The following is a 19,714-nucleotide window of genomic DNA, read 5'->3' as shown; positions in this document are numbered from 1 at the left end:
TCCGCCTCCACGGCCCGCTGCCCGCCTACAGCTTCGTCTGAGGAGGCCGGACATGGGACTGCTGACGCAGATCGCGACCCTGCCGCTCGCACCGGTACGCGGAGTGGCCTGGATCCTCGACCGCATCGTCGAGGCCGCCGAGGACGAGTACTACGACCCGCGACCCGTCCAACAGCAACTCGTCGAGCTGGAGGACGCCCTGCTGTCCGGGGAGATCGACGAGGAGACCTTCGACAGGCGCGAGGACGAACTGCTCGACAAACTTGAGGAGATCAGGGCGCACCGTGGGACTCCCCAGCCCTGACGGCCCCCGTCCCGCCCCGAACGCGCCGGACGAACCGGTGGGTGAGGAGTGACCACCGTGACCGAACCCGTAGCCCGAAGCATGGGGAACCTCCCCTCCAGGGCCGGCCCGTACGGGCAGGGCTCGTCGGCCAACCTCGCCGACATCCTCGAACGCGTCCTGGACAAGGGCATCGTCATCGCCGGTGACATCCAGATCAACCTCCTCGACATCGAGCTGCTCACCATCAAGCTGCGGCTGATCGTGGCGTCCGTGGACAAGGCGAAGGAGATGGGCATCGACTGGTGGGAGCACGACCCCTCGCTCTCCTCGCACGCCGCGGACGGCCACCGCTCGCTGGCCGAGGAGAACGCCCGCCTGCGCGCGGAGATCGAGGCGTTGCGCAGCGGGGAGGAACTGCCGGCCGCCGAACGGCACGACGAACGCCGCAGCAAACGCGGGGAGTCGAGCCCCCGCGGCAGGAGCCACGACGCGTCATGACCGACGTCAGCTACGTGTACGGCGTGGCCCGGGACCGCGAAGGCCGCCTGGACGAGGTCGTCGCCGAGGTGCCTGGGGTTGCGGATGCGGAGGTGCACCTGGTGCGTTCGGAGCGCCGCACGGACGTCGTCGCCGCCGCGAGTGCGGTGCCGGCCGTCGACTTCAACGAAGCGGCGTTGCGCACGCACCTCGAAGACCTCCAGTGGCTGGAGGCGGTCGCGCGGGCCCACCACCGGGTGATCGAGGCGTTGGCCGCACGCACCACGGTGATGCCGCTGCGTCTGGCGACGGTCTACCTGGACGACGACCGGGTGCGGGCCATGCTCGACGAGCGCCTGGCGGCGTTCGACCGCCGCCTGGCGGACTTGGACGGCCTGGTGGAATGGGGCGTCAAGATCTACGTGGACGTGACCGAGGCAGAGGACGCGCCGTCCGAACCGTCGGCGGGTTCCGGACGCGAGTACCTCAGACGGCGCAGAGCAGTGCGCCACGCACATGACGACGTGTACCGCGCCGTCGAGGAAGTGGCGGCCCGTGTCGACTCCGCCGCCCGCGGCCACGCCGTCGACCGGGCCCAGCACCGAGCGCAACAAGGCCAACTGCTCACGGCTCCCGGCGAGAACGTGGTCAACGACGCCTACCTGGTACCGGCCGACCACGCGGAGGCATTCCGCTGCGAAGTGGAAGGGTCCGCCCGAGGACTCACCGGCATACGGATCGACGTGACCGGCCCCTGGGCCCCCTACTCCTTCGCCGCACCCCCCGAAACCGAACCCACTCCGAGGAACGGTGGGCCGTGACGGAGCCCGGCGGCCCTCCGGCACCGGCCGGTGCACTCCCGCAACGGCAGGTGGCCCTCATCGACCTCCTGGACCGCCTGCTCAGTGGCGGAGTGGTGCTCAGCGGTGACCTCGTGCTGTCCATCGCCGACATCGACCTGGTGCGCATCTCGCTGCGTGCCCTGATCGTCTCGATCAGTGAAGACCATCCGTCCCCTTGGGACACGGCGCTCCGCCCGACGTCGGACGTCCACGACCCCCCTCCTCCCGATGACTTCTGAAGGCAACCGGCGCAGTGACCGCTTCGGCGAGGTTGCCGACGCGGCGACACGTGCGTTCCGCCTGCTGCCGGCCACCCCGCACGAACTCGGGCGGCCGCGCAACGCCGGTGCCCGGCCCGTGCCGCAGAGGATCAGCACCGGCCCCGACACGGTGGAGCGGGACCTGGTCAAACTCGTCCTCACCCTCGTCGAACTGCTGCGGCAGCTCATGGAACGCCAGGCGCTCCAACGCGTCGACGCCGGCGACCTCACGGAAGAACAGGAGGAACGCCTGGGAACGACGCTGATGCTGCTCCATTCCCGGATGTCCGAACTCTGTGCCCAGTACGACCTGTCGCTTCAAGACTTGAACCTCGATCTGGGGCCCCTCGGAACGTTGCTTCCGCCGTCCGAATGAGTCCCCGACCCCCTGGGCACAGGACCGGACAAGTGAGACAATTCACACATGTCTCCCGTGGTGCTCTGCGGGAGGGCGGTCGACCCGCAGCGGGTCGGCCGAGTGCACGAGGAGTACGTCATGAGCATCAGCAAGAAGGCCAAGGGCGTCGCCAAGACGGCAGAGGGGAAGACCAAGGAGACGGCCGGAAAGATCACCGGAAACAAGGACCTCGAACTGAAGGGCAAGGCCGAAAAGACCCAGGGCAGGGCGCGCAAGACCGTGGAGAAGGGCAAGGATCTGCTCGAACCCTGACCCGCTCGGCTCGCGGAATTCCCAACGCTCACCAGCGCTTGGTCAGGCGCCCTGGTCACGGAGTCCGGGTTTCGGCCTGAAGGGCTGACAGGGCGTCCCGCTGCGCCACGAGGTCGAGGGCCGGCAGTCGGGACAACTCGGCGCGGGCGGCACGCACCGCGGCGCCGTACCTCGGAGCGCCGAGGACCTCCGTCACGGCGTCGGCGATGTCGCTGCGCGTCGCCGTGAGTTCCAACGCGCGCCCGAGGCCGCGTCGGGCGAACGCGGCGGCGTTGTCGGGCTGGTCGGCGAGAACACCCATGGCCAGGACGGGCGTCGCGCCCTGCACCGCGTCGAGCAGCGACGCCCGGCCGCCGTGCGTCACGAACAGGTCGGCGTGGCGCAGGAGCGCGGGCTGCGGGACGTGCTCGACCACCTTGACGCGGGGATCGTCGCTCCGCAGGTGCGCCGCGAGGTTGCCGGCGGACACGATCGCGTCGCAGTCGATTGCCAGGAGCGCGGCCATGATCTCCCGGTACGCGCCCTCCACGACGGTACGGAGATCGGTCATCGCGGTGGTCAAGGTGCCGAGGCTCACGTAGACGAGCGGGCGGGAGGAGGAGCGGTCCTGCCATCCGGGCAGCGCGGTGCGGAACTTCGCGACGGTGCGCCGGACCGCGTGCGCCGAGGGCGGGGGAGCCGGGTAGAACCACGGGACCGGCGCAGGGGTGACCATCGGCGGGAACGCGGGCGGGTCCTGGTCGTACTGCTTGTAGAGGGGGACCAGTGCGGGTGCGACGTCGGTGTCCCACAGGTCGAGGATCACCGGTCCGAGGCCGTTGTCCGCCGCGAGCAGGGGCAGCCCCAAGACCTTGGCCGCGAGGTGCGCGCCGAGGTCGCTGCACTCCGCGACCACCAGGTCGGGCCGCGCCCGGGTCCACGCGGTGAGCAGGTCACGGGCCTTGTCCTCGGCCTGTTCCGGCCAACGGTGCCCGAACACGTACCTGTTGAAGGCCGCGTTGCCCAAGTCCTTCCAGATCTCGCTCGCGGTCTGCTGAACGACGGGATCGCAGGTCCAGTTCGTTCCGGCGCGGTGGAACTCCACCCCGCGCCGCCGGGCTTCGCCGCGGAACATCGGGGGAGCGTGGAGCGCGACGTGGTGCCCCTCCTCAACGGCCGGGCAGATGACGTAATCCAACGCGGACACGTGCGAAGGCACCGGCTCGGCGGTGATCGCTATCCGTAAGGCCATGGACACTCCACAGTTCTCGGCGAGGTGGTACGCGGTGATCTCATCACGTCGCCACCAGTTGGGCTCAGCGGGGCGCCGGCGGTCCTGCCGCAGTGCAGCACCCCGACTTGGCCGGACCACCCGAGCTTGCGCGGTGACCTGTCCCAGGCGCCACGGGGACCGGACACCGCGGGAAGGTCGAATGCGAAAATCGCGCCTGAGCTGCTGGAACGCGATGTGCCTGGAACGTTGGAAGGGAACGCCGGCATCGACTGGTTCGCCTGGCTGTGCCTCTGCGACGGCCGGTCGGACGGCGGCGACGTCGGGCGCGGTCCCGAGGGCCGGACCAACGACCCGTACTCGTACCGGGGGCGGCGTCCCTACACCGCCGCCGCGTCGCCGGCCGGCGACGGCCGCGAGTCCCGGGCTGCCTGCTCGGACGGTGCTGACGACGCGGCCTGGAGGTGCGGGGCGGCCTCGGCGGCGGGGTAGGAGGAGGCGAAGGTGAACGCGCGGTGGGACGGCCCGTTCGCCCGCAGTTCCGCCAGCCGTTCCATGCCCTCGTCCACGGTCGGGAGGTGGCCGGCGGGGACCCACCAGAGCACCAGGTGCGCCTCGACGTGCCGTTCGAACCATTCGCGGCGCCGCTGCATCGCCTCCAGGTGCCCACTGCGGTAGGTGAACTCCCACAGGGCCTCCTGGGTCTCCCACACCGACATGGTGATGATGACGTTCTCGCCCGCCGGGCGCAGGCCGGTGGCGTCGGCCGCTCCGTCCTCAACGAGCCGCCACACGAAGCCGGGTGCGTCGTCGGCGGAGGCGTTGACCGGGTCGAGCAGTTCGACGAACGGTGCGATGCGCGGGTCGTCGAGGGGGTGGCGGAGCGTGGCGACGTTGAGTTGGGCGAGGTGGACGGCGGCATGCGCGGATGCGGTCATGACGTCATCCCAGCACGGCCCGGATTTCTATGTCAATGATGATTGTTTTTAGAATTCTCGATCACCACGCAACACTCCCCGGGACGGGCGTCCATACGGGCACGAACGGAACCATCCGTCCCGAACAGCCCCTCCAGCAGCGCGAGATTCATCCCGCAGACCAGCGGCGGAAAGCCCTCCGCGACGGCGTGGAACGGGCAGTTCCGCATGCGGACGACGCGCCCGGCCGGCTCGGCGTCCGCGGTGTCGTCGCCACCTTCAGGGCCCTCCAGGTGAGGTTCGTAACCGCGGGCCGCCAGCGTCTCCATGGCCTCTTCGAGGCCGCCGCAGGGCGCCGCCGCGCCGCGCAGGGCCGCACCCCGGCGACGCGCGGCCGCGCGCAGCCCGGCATCCAACCCGGCCTCCTCGGCGGCCTCGGCGAGCAGTTCGGCGGCGGTGCGGTAGTCGCGGGCGGGCAGTGACACCGACCGCTCGCCCCGCGCCCGCGCGTACACCTTGGCGGGACGCCCCGCCCCGGGCCCCGAACGGCCCGTCAGGCGGCGGCTGCCGCTCTCCAACAGCCCGACCTCGGCCAGCTTGTCCAGGTGGTGCGCCGCGAGCGTGCGCGCCACCCCTGCCGCCTCGGCGGCCTCGTTGCGGCCGACCTCGCGGCCCTGCGCCGCCACGTACTCGTACAAGCGGCGTCGCACCGGATCCTGCAACGCCGCGATCGCCTCGATGTTCTCCACCCAGTCATTCTAGGAACGCCCCGCAGGGGAGAGCGGAGAGCGCGGTGCGGCCTGGGCCTGCGGCGTCAGGTCCGGAACGCGAACTCGGCCCGGAGCCGGCTCTTGCCCACCCGGCTCCGATCGCTCCAGTAGAGGGCCTTGTACGCGGCGTGCCGCCGCAGGTTCGCTGTGATCGGTGTCGCGCCGTTCGCGCCGCAGTGGGCCTGGCGGCAGACCCAGTCCCACGTGACACGCTGGCCGTTGCCGTCCACGATCTCGATCCAGTCCCGGCCGGCGTGCGGATCCCGCCCCGTGGGTACGCGCCACGTGACGCTGACGCCGCTGAGGTACGTCGGGTACGCCGAGCTCCGGAGCTGCGCCGGCGACACCTCTTCGATCGCGAAGTCGGCGTCGGGCCTCCCCGGACCCGTCCCTGGAGCCTCGGGGCCCTCGGTCCGGTGCGTCGGTGGCGACCAGAGCCCGCGCGTCGATTCCGTCTTCGGGGCCGCCTGCACGGCGGCCCGCGTCGACCCGTCCGAATCCTGGGGCGCCGCGGAAGCCGCCCCCAGTGCCACCACGGACGCACTCGCCAGCACCCCGGCGGTGACCGCGGCCCGCCACCGGGACGTGTTCGCCCTGGCGCATAAGGAAGAGATCGTGCTCCTGCCTCGCGTGCGGAACGACATGCCCACTCCACCCAGCCGTTGACCTGTGATCACTGCGCCGGAAACGCTAGGAAGCGGAGGTGAACGTTCCTTCAACGATCGCTCAACGTCCAGCATTCACCGAAACTCGCAGCGATGCGATGCGATGCGATGAGAAGAGAAGAGATGCGATGCGATGTGAGGCAGCCCCGCCTCGTGCACGATCCCGAGCACCTCGACGAACACCGCGTTCCCCTGGGCCTGGAGCCCGCCGCCGAGTACGACCGAAGCATGCGGAAGACGTACGGAAAACAGACGTCGGTGGGTGCCTCTGGGGGCGACGGGTGGAGTTCTGCGCGAAGCCTGTGCCTGGCGAAATGGGCAGAGGGGAAAGCGTGTTGAGGAGGCGGGTCGGCCGGAAACGCGTTTGACGTTCCTCGGCGCCGGCAGGTCGGATGACGTGCCATGAGCGCAGGGCAGATGCATCCCGACATGCACCCCGTCGACGACGACCTGGTGCGGCGGCTGATCGCCGGACAGTTCCCGCGGTGGGTGGGGCTGGCAGTTAAGCGGCTGCCGTCCGGCGGCACGGTCAACGCCATGTACCGGCTGGGCGACGACATGGTCGTACGGCTCCCGCTGGTGAAGGGCGGGGCCGACGACGTGTCGAGGGAGTGCACCTGGCTGCCGCGGCTCGCGCCCCGCCTGCCCACGCCCGTCCCCGAAGTGCTCGGAGCCGGGCGCGCGGCCGAGGGGTATCCGTGGCCGTGGTCGGTGTACCGGTGGCTCACGGGCGAGCACCCCGAGGTGGGAGCGCTGCGCGCGCCGGCCCTGCTTGCCGAGGACCTGGCCGCATTCGTGGCGGCGATGCGGAGCGTCACCCTTCCCGGCGCGCCGCAAGCCCACCGGGGCGGGCCGATCGCCCTGCTCGACGAAGGGACCCGGTCGGCGATCGAAGCATTGCGGGGCGTCCCGCAGGAGGGCGTCGACTGCGATGCCGCCACCGCCGTGTGGGAGGACGCGCTGCGGGCGCCTGACCGGGACGGCCCGCCGGTGTGGCTGCATGCCGATCTCATGCCGGGCAACGTCCTGGTGGACGGCGGCAGGCTGACCTCCGTCATCGACTTCGGATGCCTGGGGGTGGGGGATCCGGCCTGCGACCTGTTCCCGGCGTGGAACCTGCTGCCCGCCGGTGCGCGGGAGGTCTTCCGGGCGGCGCTGGGCGTGGACGACGCGACCTGGATCCGCGGCCGGGGACGGGCGCTCTCGCAGGCGCTCATCGCGCTGCCGTACTACCGGAGGACGAACCCGGCGATGGCGCACAACGCCCGGCACGTGATCCGGGCGGTGCTCGACGAGGGCTGAGGGGGCCGCTGCGGGTAGGCACGAGCCGGCCCAGGTCCTTCGTTGATCCCGGCGGCCGGATGGTCGTACCGGCGAGTAAGGTGACGGAATTCCTCAAGGAGGCGTCATGTCACTGTCAGCTCGATCCCCCCGGTACCTCGCCGGACTCCTGGCCGGGGCGGCGGCCGCGCACTACGTCGTCCCCCAGCAGTTCGACGCGACCATTCCCCGTGCCCTGCCCGGCTCTCCGCGGACCTGGACCTACGCGAGCGGGGCCGTGGAACTGGCCCTGGCCGCCGGCGTGGCGCTGCCGCGCACGCGGCGCGTGGCGGCGCTGGCCGCGGCGGGGTTCTTCGTCGCGGTGTTCCCGGCCAACGTGCAGATGGCCGTCGACTGGCGCCGTCGCCCGGCCCCCTTGAAGGCCGCTGCCCTGGCACGCCTGCCGTTGCAGGCGCCCTTGGTGCTGTGGGCCTTGAACGTCGCGAAGCAGCGGGGCGGAGCTCCGTCCGGCGGTGGAAAGCGGTAAGGGAGCGGACGGGGCGGTGGGGCCGGCCGCCGCGTGCCGAGCGTTTCGTTCGTGACGGCCGGCCGTTGTGGTGCGCCGGGCGGCGGCGGTCCGGGCGCGGCCACCTGTCATGCGTAGCCGGTCGGGGCGGCGCGTGCGCGTGTGCGTTCGCGTCAGGAACGCCCCGCGGCCCGGTCGGACTCGCTGCGCAGCACGCAGAATTCGTTGCCCTCGGGGTCGGCGAGGACCGCCCAGCCCGAACCGTCGGGATTCCGGTGATCGGCGACGAAGGCGGCTCCGAGGCCGAGCAGTCGGTCCACCTCCTGATCGCGCGAGGTCTCGGGGCGCAGACACAGGTGGATCCGGTTCTTGACCGTCTTCGCCTCGGGCACCTGGTTGAAGTACAGCACCGGGCCCTCGGACAGCATCACTTGGACCTCCCGGTCGCCGGGTCGATCCTCCGGATGCAGCGGACAGCCCGTCGCGCTGCTCCAGAACCGAGCGAGCGCGTAGGCGTCCGCGCAGTCGATCGCCACGTTCTGCACCACCGAGACCATGGGTGCGAGCGTCCCTGATCTCCGCGCCAGGCGCCACAGGGTTGCGTGCGCTCCTCGCGCGCACCGCTCGGGGTCCCGGGCGGCCACAGGTGGTCCCGCCGGTTGCGTCCGTAGGCTCCCGCTCTGGTGCCGTAGGAGCGGTCCTCGCCGACCTGGAGGGGCACGTCCCGGCGTTGGCTGTTCGGCATCGGCGCCTCCGGCGCTCTGCCGAGGACGCACGGCAGTCAGGATGCGTTCAGGTGGCTCGTGGCACGGTCGGGCCTCATGACATCCGAGACCTCACCCATCCCCGCGCCGACCGTGCCGGGCAGCGGAGCCGCACCGTCCGGCCGCCGCCTGCTGGGGAACAAGGTGCCCGAAGTCACCCTCTACTTCTGGATCATCAAGGTGCTGTGCACGACGGTCGGGGAGACCGCGGCCGACCTGCTCAACGCCCGGGCCGGCCTCGGCCTGACCGGGGTGTCGGCCCTGATGAGCGCCCTGCTCGCGGTCGTCCTGGTCGTGCAGTTCCGCAGCCGCACCTACCGCGCCGGCGTCTACTGGCTGGCCGTCGCCCTGATCAGCGTCGTCGGCACGCTGGTCAGCGACAACCTCACCGACAACCTGGGCGTCCCCCTGGCGGCCAGCACGAGCGTCTTCGCCCTCGTCCTGGCGATCGTCTTCGCGGTCTGGTACCGGCGGGAACGGACGTTGTCCATCCACCACATCGACACCACCGGGCGCGAGTCCTTCTACTGGCTCGCCGTGCTGTTCACCTTCGCCCTCGGCACGGCGGCCGGGGACCTGGTGTCGGAACGCCTGGCCCTCGGGTACTGGCTCTCCGCGGTCCTGTTCGGCCTGGCGATCGCCGCAGTCGCCCTCGCCCACTTCATGCTCGGGCTGGACGCGGTGTGGAGCTTCTGGATCGCCTACGTGCTGACCCGTCCGCTCGGCGCGTCCCTCGGCGACTACCTCTCCCAACCGACCGGCGACGGCGGTCTGGGCCTGGGCACCGTCGTCACCAGCGCCCTGTTCCTCGCCGTCATCCTCGCCCTGGTCGGGTACCTGACGGTGACGCGGAAGGACGTGACGCCCCCTCAGGAGAGGGTGCCGGACGCGGGCTGAGGGAGCGGGCGGCGGGCGTTCAGGATGCGTTCATGCTGCCCCTGCCAAGGTCGGATGTGGCGATCGTCCCCCGGCGGTCGCCCGTCCCGCGGGGCGCTCGCCCGCACGGCGGAGCGCTCGCCCCGCGCCACGACCACACCAGGAGCCCCCGCCTTGCAGCAGTCGCAAGTCCTCGTCGACCACGACGTCACGAGCCCGCCGGAAGCGGTGCTGAAGAAGCTGCCCGAAGTCACCCTCGCCTTCTGGGTCATGAAGATCGCCGCGACGACGCTGGGGGAGACCGCCGGAGACCTCTTCTCCCAGACCCTGAAACTGGGCTACTTCCTCACCACGATCGCGCTGTTCCTGATCTTCGTGGTGACGCTGGTCGTCCAGCTCCGTTCCCGCCGCTACCACCCGTTCTCCTACTGGACGGTGATCCTCTCGACCAGCATGGCCGGCACCACGATGTCCGACTTCATGAACCGCGACGCCAGCGCCGCGTACCTCTCCGGCGGTTCCACCTCGCTCGGTTGGGGACCGCAGGGACTGGGCCTCGGCTACCCGATCGGCGCGGCCATCCTGATCTCGGTCCTGCTGGCCATCTTCGCGCTCTGGAAGGTCAGCGGGATGACGTTCCGGATCCGGGACATCGTCACCTTCCGCGGCGAGGCGCTGTTCTGGTCGGCGATCCTCGTCTCCAACACCCTCGGCACGTCCATGGGCGACTTCCTGTCCGACAGCTCCGGCCTCGGCTACGGCGGCGGGGCGCTGCTCGTCGCCGGAGCGCTCGCCGTGCTCGTCGCCCTGATGAAGGCGCCCGCCGTGCCGAACGTCCTGCTGTTCTGGCTGGCGTTCGTGCTCACCCGCCCGCTCGGCGCGACCGCGGGCGACTTCCTGACCAAGCCGATCGCCAAGGGCGGCCTGGACCTCGGCACCACCGGCTCGTCGCTGGTGCTGCTCGCCGTCCTGCTCGGCCTCATGGCCGTCATGCAGGTCCAGGAGCGCAGGACCCGGGGCGGACGCGCGCCGGTGGCGGAGCCGGTCGCCGCGCGGGCCGACTGAACCACCGCCCCACCGCTTCGGAGGCGAGTCGACCCCGCCGTCACCGGCGCACGGTACGGAGTCGGCGGCGGGTCACCCGGCCGGCAGGTCGGCCAGGAAGCGCGCCCCGGTCGTGTGGGTGGGGTCGTGGGACACCTCGCCGCCGACGGCGCGGGCCAGTCGCCGGGCGAGCGGCAGGCCGAGGCCCGCGCCGTCGTGTCCGTCGTCGCCATCGGCCCGGCGGCCGGGCTGGAAGAGGGCGTCGACGAAGTCCGCGGGGACGCCCGGACCGTCGTCCGTGACGCCGATGCGCACGCCGCCGGACCACGGCCGCACGGACACGGTCACCGTGGAGCGGGCGTAGCGGACCGCGTTGGCCAGCAGCGGGCTGATGATGCGTGCCAGGAGAGCGGGTGCCACGCCGGCCGCCAGTGCCGGATCCGCGGCCTCGACGACGGCCGTCACCCGTCCCTGCCCGTCGACGTCGCCGACCAGCCGGTGCAGCACGGGTGCGACGGCTGTGATGCCCGGGGCGGTCGCGGCGCCCGGTGCGCCCGCGCGGGCGTCGTCGAGCAGCGTGTCGCAGATGGTGCGCATGGACTGGGCGGCGTCGGCGATGACCGCGTGGGTGGCACGGGTCTCGGCGGCGGAGCGGGGGCGGGTCCGCCACCAGTCGAGTTCGGCGATGATCCGGGCGAGCGGGGTGCGCAGTTCGTGGGACAGCTCACCGGTCAGCTGCTGCTCGTGGCGCAGGACGGCTCCTATGCGGTCCAGCAGGGCGTCCAACGACGTTCCCAGCAGGGCGAGTTCGGTCGGGTGGCCCTCGGTGCCGAAGCGTTCGTCGGAGCCGACGGCGCTCCACTGGGCGGCCTGGTCGGTCATGAGGCGCACCGGGCGCAGTGCCCGCCCCACCGCCAGGCGGGTCAGCGCATAGGTGCACGCGAGCATGACGGCGTCCAGGACCAGGGAGCCCAGCAGCAGGGTGTCGGCCGAGTTGCGGTACGGGGCGAGGTCCAGGGCGGTCACGACCGTGGCGGCGCTGCGCGGACCGGGCACGGGGCGGGAACACAGGCGGACGAGGCGGGGGTCTTCGGCCTCGATCGTCGTGCACCGTTCGCCTCCTCGCGCGGCGAGCTGCGCGGCGGCCCTGGTCAGGGTGCCGTCGGCGGTGGCTGTCGGCGGCTTCTCCAGCAGGCGCGCACCGGTGTAGATCCACACGTTCGCGTCCAGGAGGCGGTCGTTGGCGGTCTCCACGATCCGCACCCCGCGGCCGCTGGTGTCGACGGTCGTGGCGACGGCGGCCCCGCGGCTGCCCAGTTCGTTGTCCGCCTGGTGCCGCAGGTGCCGGCTCACCGCGGTGTTGAACACCACCGTCAGCATGGCCATCAGGAGCGCGGCGGTGGTCAGCGCCACGAGCGAGAGCCGGCCGCGCAGGGTGCGGGGAGCCAGGCGACGCAGGAGTGGGGTCATGACAGCCGGTTGCCGATGCCGCGCACCGTGTGCAGGGTCAGGTCGCTGCGGGCCGCCCGCAGTTTGCGGCGCAGGCGGCTCACGTACTGGTCCAGCGTGTTGTCACTGACCTGGGCTCCGTCGGGCCAGGCGGCCCTGATCAGGTCGCGGCGGCGCACGAGGTTGCCGCTGGCAGCCACGAGGGTGGCCAGCAACCGGAACTCCGTGGGGGACAGCTCGACGTCGGCGGCACCGACCTGGGCCGTGTGCCGGGTCGCGTCGAGCACCAGGTCCCCTGCCCTGGCCACGGCCGATGGCGCGGCGCGTTTGAGCACGGCCCGCAGCCGGGCGACGAGTTCGGCGAGGTGGAACGGCTTGGGCAGGTAGTCGTCGCCTCCGGCGGAGAACCCGGACAGCCGGTCGGTGAGGTGGTGGCGGGCCGTCAGGAAGACGATCGGGGCGACGAAACCGTTGGCGCGCATCGCCTGGCACACGTCCCGGCCATCCGCGTCGGGCAGCCCGACGTCCAGGACGACGGCGTCGATGTCGTGGGCGGTCAGTCGTAGGGCCATGGCCCCGTCGGCGGCGAGCACGGGCGCGAAGCCCTCGTCGTCGAGGCCGCGGCGGAGCACGTCGCGCAGGGCGTGATCGTCCTCCACGACCAGGATCTTGTGGTGCATGGACCTCCGTCCGGGCCTCGGCAGCGACCCTCTCCGGTGGGCAACTCCACTGCGACCCCTCATTCGACTACAAGCTTGTAGACGCTCGATGGGACTGTAACCGACGCCGCGGGGCGGATCCAACCACCCTCCCGCGCAGCGCACTCGGCGTGGAGCGCGACGGCGACACACCGGCCCTCGACCGCCTGCCGTCGGCCGCGCCCGATCCTCCGATCCGCACGTCGCCGTCGTCACCTGACGCCCGTGCCGCACCGCGCCCCCGGGGCCGGTGTCACTTCTCCAGTTCGGCCGCGTGGTCGGGGACGTAGGTCTGGAGATCGCGCGGCGGGCGCCGGTAGCCGCTGCTCGGCGGGCGGGGCGGGAGGTCCAGCAGCGGCGGGGTGACGTCGTGGTACGGCACGGTGGACAGCAGGTGGGCGATCATGTTGAGCCGGGCCCGGCGCTTGTCGTCGCTCTCGACGACGTACCACGGCGCCTCGGGGATGTCGGTGTGGACGAACATGTCGTCCTTGGCCCGCGAGTAGTCCTCCCAGCGGGTCAGCGATTCGAGGTCGACGGGGGAGAGCTTCCAACGGCGGGTCGGGTCGTCCAGCCGCTGCCGGAAGCGCTGTTCCTGGACGTCGTCGCTGACGGAGAACCAGTACTTGCGGAGCAGGATCCCGTCTTCGACCAGCATGCGCTCGAAGACCGGGCACTGGTGGAGGAAGCGCTGGTACTCGGTGGGCGTGCAGAATCCCATGACGCGTTCGACGCCGGCGCGGTTGTACCAACTGCGGTCGAACAGCACGATCTCGCCCGCCGCGGGCAGCTGCTCCACGTAGCGCTGGAAGTACCACTGCGTGCGTTCGCGTTCGGTGGGCCGGGGGAGCGCGACGATGCGCGCCACCCGGGGGTTGAGGTAGGCCGTGACGCGCTTGATGGTGCTGCCCTTGCCGGCCGCGTCGCGCCCTTCGAAGACCACCACCAGCCGGGCGCCTTCGCTGCGGACCCATTCCTGGAGCTTGACCAGTTCCGTCTGCAGTCGGAACAGCTCCCGTTCGTACCGGCCCTTCGACAGCTTCCTCGGCCCGTGCTCGCTGCCGTCCTGGTCGTCCGCCATGCCACGACGGTACGAAGACTCGGGCCGCGACGGGCGGGCGAGGGAGCCGAACGGGGCAGTGCCCGGAAGGCGGCCCCCGCCCGACGCGGGGAAAGGGCCGGACGGCCCTGTCCGGCCGACCGGGCGCGCCGCAGGGTGAGGAGTGGTGCCCGGATCGGGCGCGTGCCGCACGGCTGCACGAGGACCGTGCGGTGCGGAACCGCTCCCAAGGAGGCGTCACCATGTCGAACACTCCGCACCGGGTCAGCGACGTCATGACGCAGCCCGTGGCAGCCGTCGACCGGGGAGCCGGCTTCAAGCAGATCGTCGAGACACTGTGGCGCTGGCAGGTGAGCGCGTTGCCGGTCGTCTCGACCGAGCGGCGGGTGGTCGGCGTGGTGTCCGAGGCCGACCTGCTGCCCAAGGAAGGCTTCCGGGAGGCCGACGCGGACCGGCTGGAGCGTCTGCGGGCGTCCGACGACGCCCGTCGCGCGGAGGCCGTGACGGCCGGGGAGCTGATGACCAGCCCCGCCGTGACCGTGCATGCGGACGCGACCCTGGCCCAGGCGGCGCGGACGATGGCGAGGGCCTCCGTCAAACGCCTGCCGGTCGTGGACGGGAACGGGCTGCTGCTGGGCATCGTCAGCCGGGCCGATCTGCTGAAGGTCTTCCTGCGCTCCGACGACGACCTCGCGTGGGAGGTCCGGCGAGCGCTCGCGAAGTTCTTCGCGGCACCGACGAGGGACCTGCACGTCGAGGTCGCCGACGGGGTGGTCACGCTGAGCGGGCAGCTGCGGGACCGGTCGTTGGTTCCCGTGGTGGCGCGTCTGGTGCGCACCGTGGAAGGCGTGGTGGACGTGGCGTTCGACGTGACGGGTGCCGCGCCGGTCCGTGTGGGCCCGGCGGCGGAGGGATCGGGTCGGTGAGCGCGGACGGGGCGGGGAGGCCCGCACCGGAGGGCCGGCCCGCCCGCGTTCTTGCGCCGGACCCCTCCCGCCGGCGCGCGGCCCTCGGCCGTCCCGGACGGGCGCTCCCCGGCCGGTCGGGCGGCCGGTAGGGCCGGACGGCCCCTGCCCGCGGCCGGCGGGTCGACGCAGGCTGAAAGCGTCGCAACCCCGGGGCGCGGCAGCCAGAGGGAGGAGACGGCGTCATGGCGCACACTCCGCACACCGTCAGCGACGTGATGACCCGGACGGTGGTCGCCGTCGGTCAGGAGGCCCGCTTCAAGGAGATCGTCGAGACCATGGAGCAGTGGAAGGTGAGCGCCCTGCCGGTGCTCGCGGGCGAGGGGCGGGTGATCGGCGTGGTCTCGGAGGCCGACCTGCTGCCCAAGGAGGAGTTCCGGAACGCGGACCCCGACCGGATGGAGCAGCGGCAACGGCTGGACGACCTGCGCAAGGCCGGTGGTCTCACGGCGGGTGAGCTGATGAGCACTCCGGCGCTGACCGCGCACGCCGACGACACCCTCGCCCAAGCCGCCCGGACGATGGCGCGCCGGGCCGTCAAGCGACTCCCGGTGGTCGACCGCCAGGGCCTGTTGCAGGGCATCGTGAGCCGGGCCGACCTGCTGAAGGTCTTCCTGCGCTCCGACGCGGACCTGGCGGCGGAAGTCCGGGCGGACATCGTCGACCGGCTGTTCACCGGGACGCGCAAGAAGGTCGAAGTGAGCGTCAAGGACGGCGTGGTGACGCTGCACGGACCGATCCTCGACAGCGCGCTGCTGCCCGTCGCGGCCCGACTGGTGCGGGCGGTCGAGGGTGTCGTGGACGTGACCTTCGACGTCCACGCGGCTTCGGCGGCGGAGCGCCGGATGGTGGCCGGCTGAGGAACGGCCCCGGCCGCGCGGCCCGCGGGATCAGCCTCCGACCCCACCGGGCCACCCATCCGCATCCGCGCCGGCTCCGATGGAGCCGGCAGGGGACGACGCACCGGGCGGAGGAGGGAACGGAGATGAAGCGGCGACGGGTCGGGGCGGTCATGACCGGCGACGTCGTCCGCGCGCACCGGGGGACGCCGACCGCGGAACTCGCGCGGTGGATGGCGGAGTTCGGCATCAACGGCGTGCCGGTGGTCGATGCCGACGACAAGGTGCTCGGAGTCGTCTCGGCGACGGACCTGGCACGGGCGCGCCCCACCGGCGACAGTGCCCCGGGCCGCTCCGCGCAGGCCCTGATGTCCGCCCCGGCACGCACCGTCCGCGCCGACGACTCCGTCGTCCGAGCCGCCCGCCTGATGTCCTCCTACGGCATCGAGCGGCTCCCCGTCGTGGACGAGGAGGCCCGCCTCGTCGGCATGCTCACCCGACGCGACGTCCTCCGGCTCTTCGCCCGCGCCGACGGGGAGATCCGCGACGAGGTGATCGACGAGATCGTCGTGCGGCTGATGTGGCTGACCCCGGAGAGCGTCGAGGTCTCCGTCCGCGACGGCGTGGTGACGCTGGCCGGTCGGCTGGACAGCAGCGGGCAGGTGGCCGCCGTGGTGTGGATGACCCGGCAGATCGACGGCGTCACGGCCGTCGTCAGCCGGCTCACCCACCGGTACGAGGGCGGGTACGCGGGACCCGAGGGGCCGGCGGACCCCGGCGGCCCGCGGCGCTGACCGCCGGCAGCCCGCGCACGGTCACTGACGGTGGTGCCGGCCCGGTGCGTCGAGTTCCGCCCACTCCCGATCCCACTGGGCGAACCGCCTGCGGTCCAAGAGGCGGACCGCTGCCCGGTCCGCTCCGAAGACCACCAGGCCGGCGCCGCACGCGGCCACGGTGCCGGTCGCGACGCCCATGGCGAGGGTGTCCGCCGCAGAGTTCGGATCCCGCACCGGAGCGCCGTTGCGGTCCAGCCACACCGGGGTCCGGTCGCCCACCCGCACGCCGGACGGCACGGCCGCCTCACCCGTGCGCACCCGGTCGTCCGGGGCCACCCACCGCACCGTCGCGTGCACCCGGCCACCGCCGGCGCTCCCAGCATCGAAGCCGACCGCACCGGGCGGCTGCCGGGTCACCACGGCGGTGACGCGGTGCCACTCGGCGCGCTGCTGCTGTGCCGCCTCGACCACCGCTTGGCCGGCCGCCACCCCCACGGTCGGTGCCCCCACGACCAGCAGCAGGCCGGTGACCAGCGTCAACCATGACTGCACCACGTCCGTGCCCCGCCGCATGGGGCCGTGCCGCCACGGCGGGTGAGGCTTGTGCAGAGGCATCCCGCACCCCCTTCGGCTGCTGTTCCGAGCCTGCCATCCGGGGCCGCGCCGGAAGAGGGCCGAACGGTCCCGGACCGGGGGCCGGCCCGCCTCGGCGGTGCCGCGCCGGGCCCGTTCGGCCCTGGCGCACCGCCCCGGGGGAAGCCAGCATGGAGCAGGGAGCCGGTTTCACGGACGGAGGGCCTCATGGGCGAGACGGGCGCCTTCTCACCGCAGCGGCCGATCCGGGTGTTCCTGGTCGACGACCACGAGGTGGTGCGGCGCGGCGTGCAGGACCTGCTCGACGCGGAACCCGACATCGAGGTGGTGGGCGACGCCGGGACCGCGGACCGCGCGTTGGCCCGGGGGCCGGCGTTGCGGCCCGACGTGGCGGTGCTCGACGTCCGCCTGCCGGACGGCGACGGGATCTCCGTCTGCCGTGAGCTGCGCTCGCGGATGCCGGGGGTGGCCTGCCTGATCCTCACCTCGTTCGACGACGACGACGCGTTGCTCGACGCGATCATGTCCGGTGCCGCCGGATACGTCCTCAAGGAGATCAAGGGGGCGGACCTGGTCGCCGCGGTGCGCACCGTCGCGACGGGGCGCTCGATGCTCGACCCGGCGACCACCTCCCGGTTGATGCGCCGCCTGCGGGGCGACGAGGACGACGCCCGGCCGGAGGACGACGCCCTGTCCGGGCTGTCGGCACGGGAGCGGGAGATCCTCGGCCTGATCGGCGAAGGACTGACGAACCGTCAAATCGGTGCGCGGCTCTACCTGTCGGAGAAGACCGTCAAGAACCACATCTCCCGCCTGCTGGCCAAGCTCGGCGTCGAGCGCCGCATCCAGGCAGCCGTCCTGGCCACCCAGCACGGCGCGGGGACCGGCACGTGAGGACCGGGGCACGGCCGGTGACGGAGCCCCGAGAACCGTTGCCCGCCCGGCGGCGAACGGCTCCTCTGCCGAAGTCACGCGGGTAGCGGCACCGACCACACCAGGCGGGTGCCGCCGGTCGCCGGCGCCTCCACGGTCATCCCGCCGCCGGCGTTCTCGGCCCGCTTCGCGAGGTTCAGCAGACCACTGCGCCGGCCGCCGTTCTCGGAGACGCCGACCCCGTCGTCCGCCACGGTCAGGGTGAGCCGGCCGGCACGGGCGATCAGGGTCACGTCGGCCGAGCGGGCACGGGCGTGTCGGGCGACGTTGGTCAGGGCTTCCCCCAGCACCGCAAGCGCGTGCTCGGCGAGCCCGGCCGGCACGTCCGTGTCCAGCAGCCCGGCCATGTGCAGGGACGGCATGAACCCCAGCGCGCGCGACGCCTCCTCCAGCGTGGTGACCGTCCGGGCCCGGAGTCCCTGCCGCCCGCGGGCCACGTCGTGCGAGCGCAGTCCGAAGATGGTGGATCGGATGATCTTGATGGTCTCGTCGAGGTCGTCCACCGCGCGCAGCAGGCGCTCGTGCGCCTCCGGGTGATCGACGAACCGCACCGTGCTCTGCAACGTCATCCCGATGGCGAAGAGCCGTTGGATGGCCAGGTCGTGCAGGTCACGGGCGATCCGGTCGCGGTCCCTGAGCAGGGTCAACTGGTCGGCGGTGGCCCGCTGTTCGGACAGTTCCATGGCGAGTGCGGCCTGACCGGCGAAGGTCAGCAGCGGGGCGGTCTCGGACTCCGTGAAGGGGGCGCGCCCGCGCAGCCGGGCCAGGATGAGGACGCCGAGGACCTTCTCACCGGCCGCCATGGGAACCGCCACGGCCGGCCCCAACCCCCACCAGCGGGGCGGCCCCGCCGTGATGCGGGGGTCGTGCTCCACGTCCGCGCTGATCAGCGGGCGTCCGGCGGACAGCGCCGCGCCCCCGAACGACCCCTGGCGAGGCAGCACCAGCCCGCGGTGGGCCTCGGCGTCCACGCCGGACGCCAGCTCCATGCGCAGGCAGTCGCCCGCCACGGGCAGTGCCAGCACCCCGAGGTCGGCGGCGAGGATGCGCACCGCGTGGTCGACGATCGTCGACAGCACGTCGTTGCCGTCCGCCCCCGGCAGCAACCCGGCCACGATCTCGTGGTTCGCCGCCAACCACTCCTGGCGGTAACGCGCCTGCTCGAACAGCCGGGCATGTTCGACGGCCACACCGGCGGCCACCGCCAGCGTCGACAGCAGCGTCTCGTCGCCCTCGGTGAACGGACCGCCACCGCGCTTCTCGGTCAGGTACAGATTGCCGAAGACGTCGTCCCCGACCCGGATCGGCACCCCCAGGAACGCGTGCATCGCCGGATGGTGCGGCGGGAAGCCGTAGGACGCGGGGTGCGCGCCCAACTCGTCCAGCCGCAGCGGTGCCGGGTGGCGGATCAGCTCGCCGAGGATCCCGTGGCCGGCCGGCAGGGGGCCGATGGCCTTGAACTGCTCGTCCGTCAGCCCGACGGGCAGGAACTGACTGAGGCCGCCGTCCGGGCCGATGACACCGAGGGCGCCGTACCGCGCGTCCGCGACGACGACGGCGGCCTCGACGATGCGGCGCAGCACCTGGGGCAACTCCAGCCCGGTACCCACCGACAGCACGGCTTCGAGGAGCAGATGCTGCGACGGTCCGCTCGCCCGCTCCACCGCGCGCAGCTGCTCCAACAGGTCGTCCGGCAACGCGTGCAGATGCGGACGCCCCCCGTCCGTCCGGCTGTAGCCCTCGCCCACGGCAGCCCTCCACAGCGGCCGGTGTCCGTGGCCCGGCCACACCACCCACGGTAGTGCCGGGGGCCCACGGACACCTCCCGTGCGA

At 72.4% G+C, this 19,714-nt stretch carries 24 protein-coding genes; 14 read left to right on the top strand and 10 right to left on the bottom strand.

The window, feature by feature from the left end; genetic code table 11:
- Nucleotides 1-52: 52 nt before the first annotated feature.
- The 6 genes from ACJ6WD_RS26935 to ACJ6WD_RS26910 all read left to right on the top strand — a co-directional run bounded on the left by ACJ6WD_RS26935 (nt 53) and on the right by ACJ6WD_RS26910 (nt 2,535).
- On the top strand, nt 53-304 hold the full coding sequence (locus ACJ6WD_RS26935; protein ID WP_275467224.1) for a gas vesicle protein GvpG: 252 nt from the start codon (nt 53-55) through the stop codon (nt 302-304).
- Nucleotides 305-385: 81 nt separating this feature from the next.
- A complete protein-coding gene (locus tag ACJ6WD_RS26930) occupies nt 386-784 on the top strand; it encodes a gas vesicle protein (RefSeq protein ID WP_331249152.1) in 399 nt (132 codons plus the stop codon).
- Nucleotides 781-1,584 (top strand): GvpL/GvpF family gas vesicle protein, encoded by an 804-nt coding sequence (locus tag ACJ6WD_RS26925; protein ID WP_407616689.1) that lies wholly within the window; start codon nt 781-783, stop codon nt 1,582-1,584. The genes ACJ6WD_RS26930 and ACJ6WD_RS26925 overlap by 4 nt, the downstream gene beginning before the upstream one ends.
- Nucleotides 1,581-1,844 (top strand): gas vesicle protein, encoded by a 264-nt coding sequence (locus tag ACJ6WD_RS26920; protein ID WP_233660137.1) that lies wholly within the window; start codon nt 1,581-1,583, stop codon nt 1,842-1,844. Before ACJ6WD_RS26925 ends, ACJ6WD_RS26920 begins: the two co-directional genes overlap by 4 nt.
- Nucleotides 1,834-2,241 carry a gas vesicle protein K gene (locus tag ACJ6WD_RS26915; RefSeq protein WP_331249120.1) on the top strand — a complete coding sequence of 136 codons (408 nt, stop codon included), beginning with the start codon at nt 1,834-1,836 and terminating at the stop codon, nt 2,239-2,241. The genes ACJ6WD_RS26920 and ACJ6WD_RS26915 overlap by 11 nt, the downstream gene beginning before the upstream one ends.
- A 48-nt stretch (nt 2,242-2,289) precedes the next feature.
- A complete protein-coding gene (locus tag ACJ6WD_RS26910; protein ID WP_331249121.1) occupies nt 2,290-2,535 on the top strand; it encodes a CsbD family protein in 246 nt (81 codons plus the stop codon).
- A 55-nt stretch (nt 2,536-2,590) separates the two neighbouring features.
- Here the strand turns inward: ACJ6WD_RS26910 and ACJ6WD_RS26905 are convergent, their stop codons facing one another.
- From ACJ6WD_RS26905 to ACJ6WD_RS26890, 4 genes are all read right to left on the bottom strand, one after another.
- The gene (locus ACJ6WD_RS26905; RefSeq protein ID WP_376436850.1) at nt 2,591-3,766 is read right to left on the bottom strand and encodes a glycosyltransferase; all 1,176 of its coding nucleotides are present in this window, start codon (nt 3,764-3,766) and stop codon (nt 2,591-2,593) included.
- A 359-nt stretch (nt 3,767-4,125) separates the two neighbouring features.
- Nucleotides 4,126-4,683, bottom strand: a complete 558-nt coding sequence (locus ACJ6WD_RS26900) for a DUF3291 domain-containing protein (RefSeq protein ID WP_233660140.1) — start codon at nt 4,681-4,683, stop codon at nt 4,126-4,128.
- 32 nt (nt 4,684-4,715) lie between these two features.
- The gene (locus ACJ6WD_RS26895) at nt 4,716-5,411 is read right to left on the bottom strand and encodes a helix-turn-helix domain-containing protein (RefSeq protein ID WP_331249123.1); all 696 of its coding nucleotides are present in this window, start codon (nt 5,409-5,411) and stop codon (nt 4,716-4,718) included.
- Nucleotides 5,412-5,476: 65 nt separating this feature from the next.
- Complete coding sequence (locus tag ACJ6WD_RS26890; protein ID WP_407616688.1) at nt 5,477-5,779, bottom strand: hypothetical protein; 303 nt, start codon at nt 5,777-5,779, stop codon at nt 5,477-5,479.
- A gap of 720 nt (nt 5,780-6,499) precedes the next feature.
- Between ACJ6WD_RS26890 and ACJ6WD_RS26885 the strand changes: the two genes are divergently transcribed.
- Both ACJ6WD_RS26885 and ACJ6WD_RS26880 read left to right on the top strand, forming a co-directional pair.
- On the top strand, nt 6,500-7,399 hold the full coding sequence (locus ACJ6WD_RS26885; protein WP_407616687.1) for an aminoglycoside phosphotransferase family protein: 900 nt from the start codon (nt 6,500-6,502) through the stop codon (nt 7,397-7,399).
- 106 nt (nt 7,400-7,505) lie between these two features.
- Nucleotides 7,506-7,904, top strand: a complete 399-nt coding sequence (locus ACJ6WD_RS26880; RefSeq protein WP_376436842.1) for a hypothetical protein — start codon at nt 7,506-7,508, stop codon at nt 7,902-7,904.
- Nucleotides 7,905-8,056: 152 nt separating this feature from the next.
- Here the strand turns inward: ACJ6WD_RS26880 and ACJ6WD_RS26875 are convergent, their stop codons facing one another.
- Nucleotides 8,057-8,440: a VOC family protein gene (locus tag ACJ6WD_RS26875; protein WP_331249126.1), complete on the bottom strand. Its 384-nt coding sequence runs from the start codon at nt 8,438-8,440 to the stop codon at nt 8,057-8,059.
- 264 nt (nt 8,441-8,704) lie between these two features.
- On the opposite strand from ACJ6WD_RS26875, the gene ACJ6WD_RS26870 reads away from it, so the two are divergent.
- Nucleotides 8,705-9,544, top strand: coding sequence for a hypothetical protein (locus ACJ6WD_RS26870; protein WP_233660146.1), 840 nt, complete (start codon nt 8,705-8,707; stop codon nt 9,542-9,544).
- Nucleotides 9,545-9,697: 153 nt separating this feature from the next.
- Nucleotides 9,698-10,588: a hypothetical protein gene (locus ACJ6WD_RS26865; RefSeq protein WP_407616686.1), complete on the top strand. Its 891-nt coding sequence runs from the start codon at nt 9,698-9,700 to the stop codon at nt 10,586-10,588.
- A 72-nt stretch (nt 10,589-10,660) separates the two neighbouring features.
- On the opposite strand, the gene ACJ6WD_RS26860 is transcribed toward ACJ6WD_RS26865, so the two are convergent.
- The 3 genes from ACJ6WD_RS26860 to ppk2 all read right to left on the bottom strand — a co-directional run bounded on the left by ACJ6WD_RS26860 (nt 10,661) and on the right by ppk2 (nt 13,795).
- Nucleotides 10,661-12,037: a sensor histidine kinase gene (locus ACJ6WD_RS26860; protein WP_407616685.1), complete on the bottom strand. Its 1,377-nt coding sequence runs from the start codon at nt 12,035-12,037 to the stop codon at nt 10,661-10,663.
- Nucleotides 12,034-12,696 (bottom strand): response regulator transcription factor, encoded by a 663-nt coding sequence (locus ACJ6WD_RS26855; protein WP_331249129.1) that lies wholly within the window; start codon nt 12,694-12,696, stop codon nt 12,034-12,036. Before ACJ6WD_RS26855 ends, ACJ6WD_RS26860 begins: the two co-directional genes overlap by 4 nt.
- A 271-nt stretch (nt 12,697-12,967) precedes the next feature.
- A complete protein-coding gene (gene ppk2 / locus ACJ6WD_RS26850; RefSeq protein WP_407616684.1) occupies nt 12,968-13,795 on the bottom strand; it encodes a polyphosphate kinase 2 in 828 nt (275 codons plus the stop codon).
- 221 nt (nt 13,796-14,016) lie between these two features.
- Here ppk2 and ACJ6WD_RS26845 point away from each other — a divergent pair, with 221 nt between their 5' ends.
- From ACJ6WD_RS26845 to ACJ6WD_RS26835, 3 genes are all read left to right on the top strand, one after another.
- Complete coding sequence (locus ACJ6WD_RS26845; RefSeq protein WP_407616683.1) at nt 14,017-14,700, top strand: CBS domain-containing protein; 684 nt, start codon at nt 14,017-14,019, stop codon at nt 14,698-14,700.
- 224 nt (nt 14,701-14,924) lie between these two features.
- Nucleotides 14,925-15,599 (top strand): CBS domain-containing protein, encoded by a 675-nt coding sequence (locus tag ACJ6WD_RS26840; RefSeq protein ID WP_233660152.1) that lies wholly within the window; start codon nt 14,925-14,927, stop codon nt 15,597-15,599.
- Between the two features lie 125 nt (nt 15,600-15,724).
- On the top strand, nt 15,725-16,372 hold the full coding sequence (locus tag ACJ6WD_RS26835; RefSeq protein ID WP_407616682.1) for a CBS domain-containing protein: 648 nt from the start codon (nt 15,725-15,727) through the stop codon (nt 16,370-16,372).
- 21 nt (nt 16,373-16,393) lie between these two features.
- On the opposite strand, the gene ACJ6WD_RS26830 is transcribed toward ACJ6WD_RS26835, so the two are convergent.
- The gene (locus tag ACJ6WD_RS26830; protein WP_407616681.1) at nt 16,394-16,969 is read right to left on the bottom strand and encodes a hypothetical protein; all 576 of its coding nucleotides are present in this window, start codon (nt 16,967-16,969) and stop codon (nt 16,394-16,396) included.
- A gap of 186 nt (nt 16,970-17,155) precedes the next feature.
- Between ACJ6WD_RS26830 and ACJ6WD_RS26825 the strand changes: the two genes are divergently transcribed.
- Entirely contained in the window at nt 17,156-17,842 is a 687-nt protein-coding gene (locus ACJ6WD_RS26825) for a response regulator transcription factor (protein WP_233660155.1), read from the top strand.
- Between the two features lie 74 nt (nt 17,843-17,916).
- Here the strand turns inward: ACJ6WD_RS26825 and ACJ6WD_RS26820 are convergent, their stop codons facing one another.
- Entirely contained in the window at nt 17,917-19,629 is a 1,713-nt protein-coding gene (locus ACJ6WD_RS26820; protein WP_407616680.1) for a GAF domain-containing protein, read from the bottom strand.
- Nucleotides 19,630-19,714 lie beyond the last annotated feature (85 nt).

The organism is Streptomyces sp. VTCC 41912 (genome assembly GCF_045799175.1).
Classification (GTDB): Bacteria; Actinomycetota; Actinomycetes; order Streptomycetales; family Streptomycetaceae; genus Streptomyces; species Streptomyces albulus_C.
Note: the sequence above shows the minus strand (reverse complement) of the source record. Positions and strands in the feature narration are given on the sequence as shown.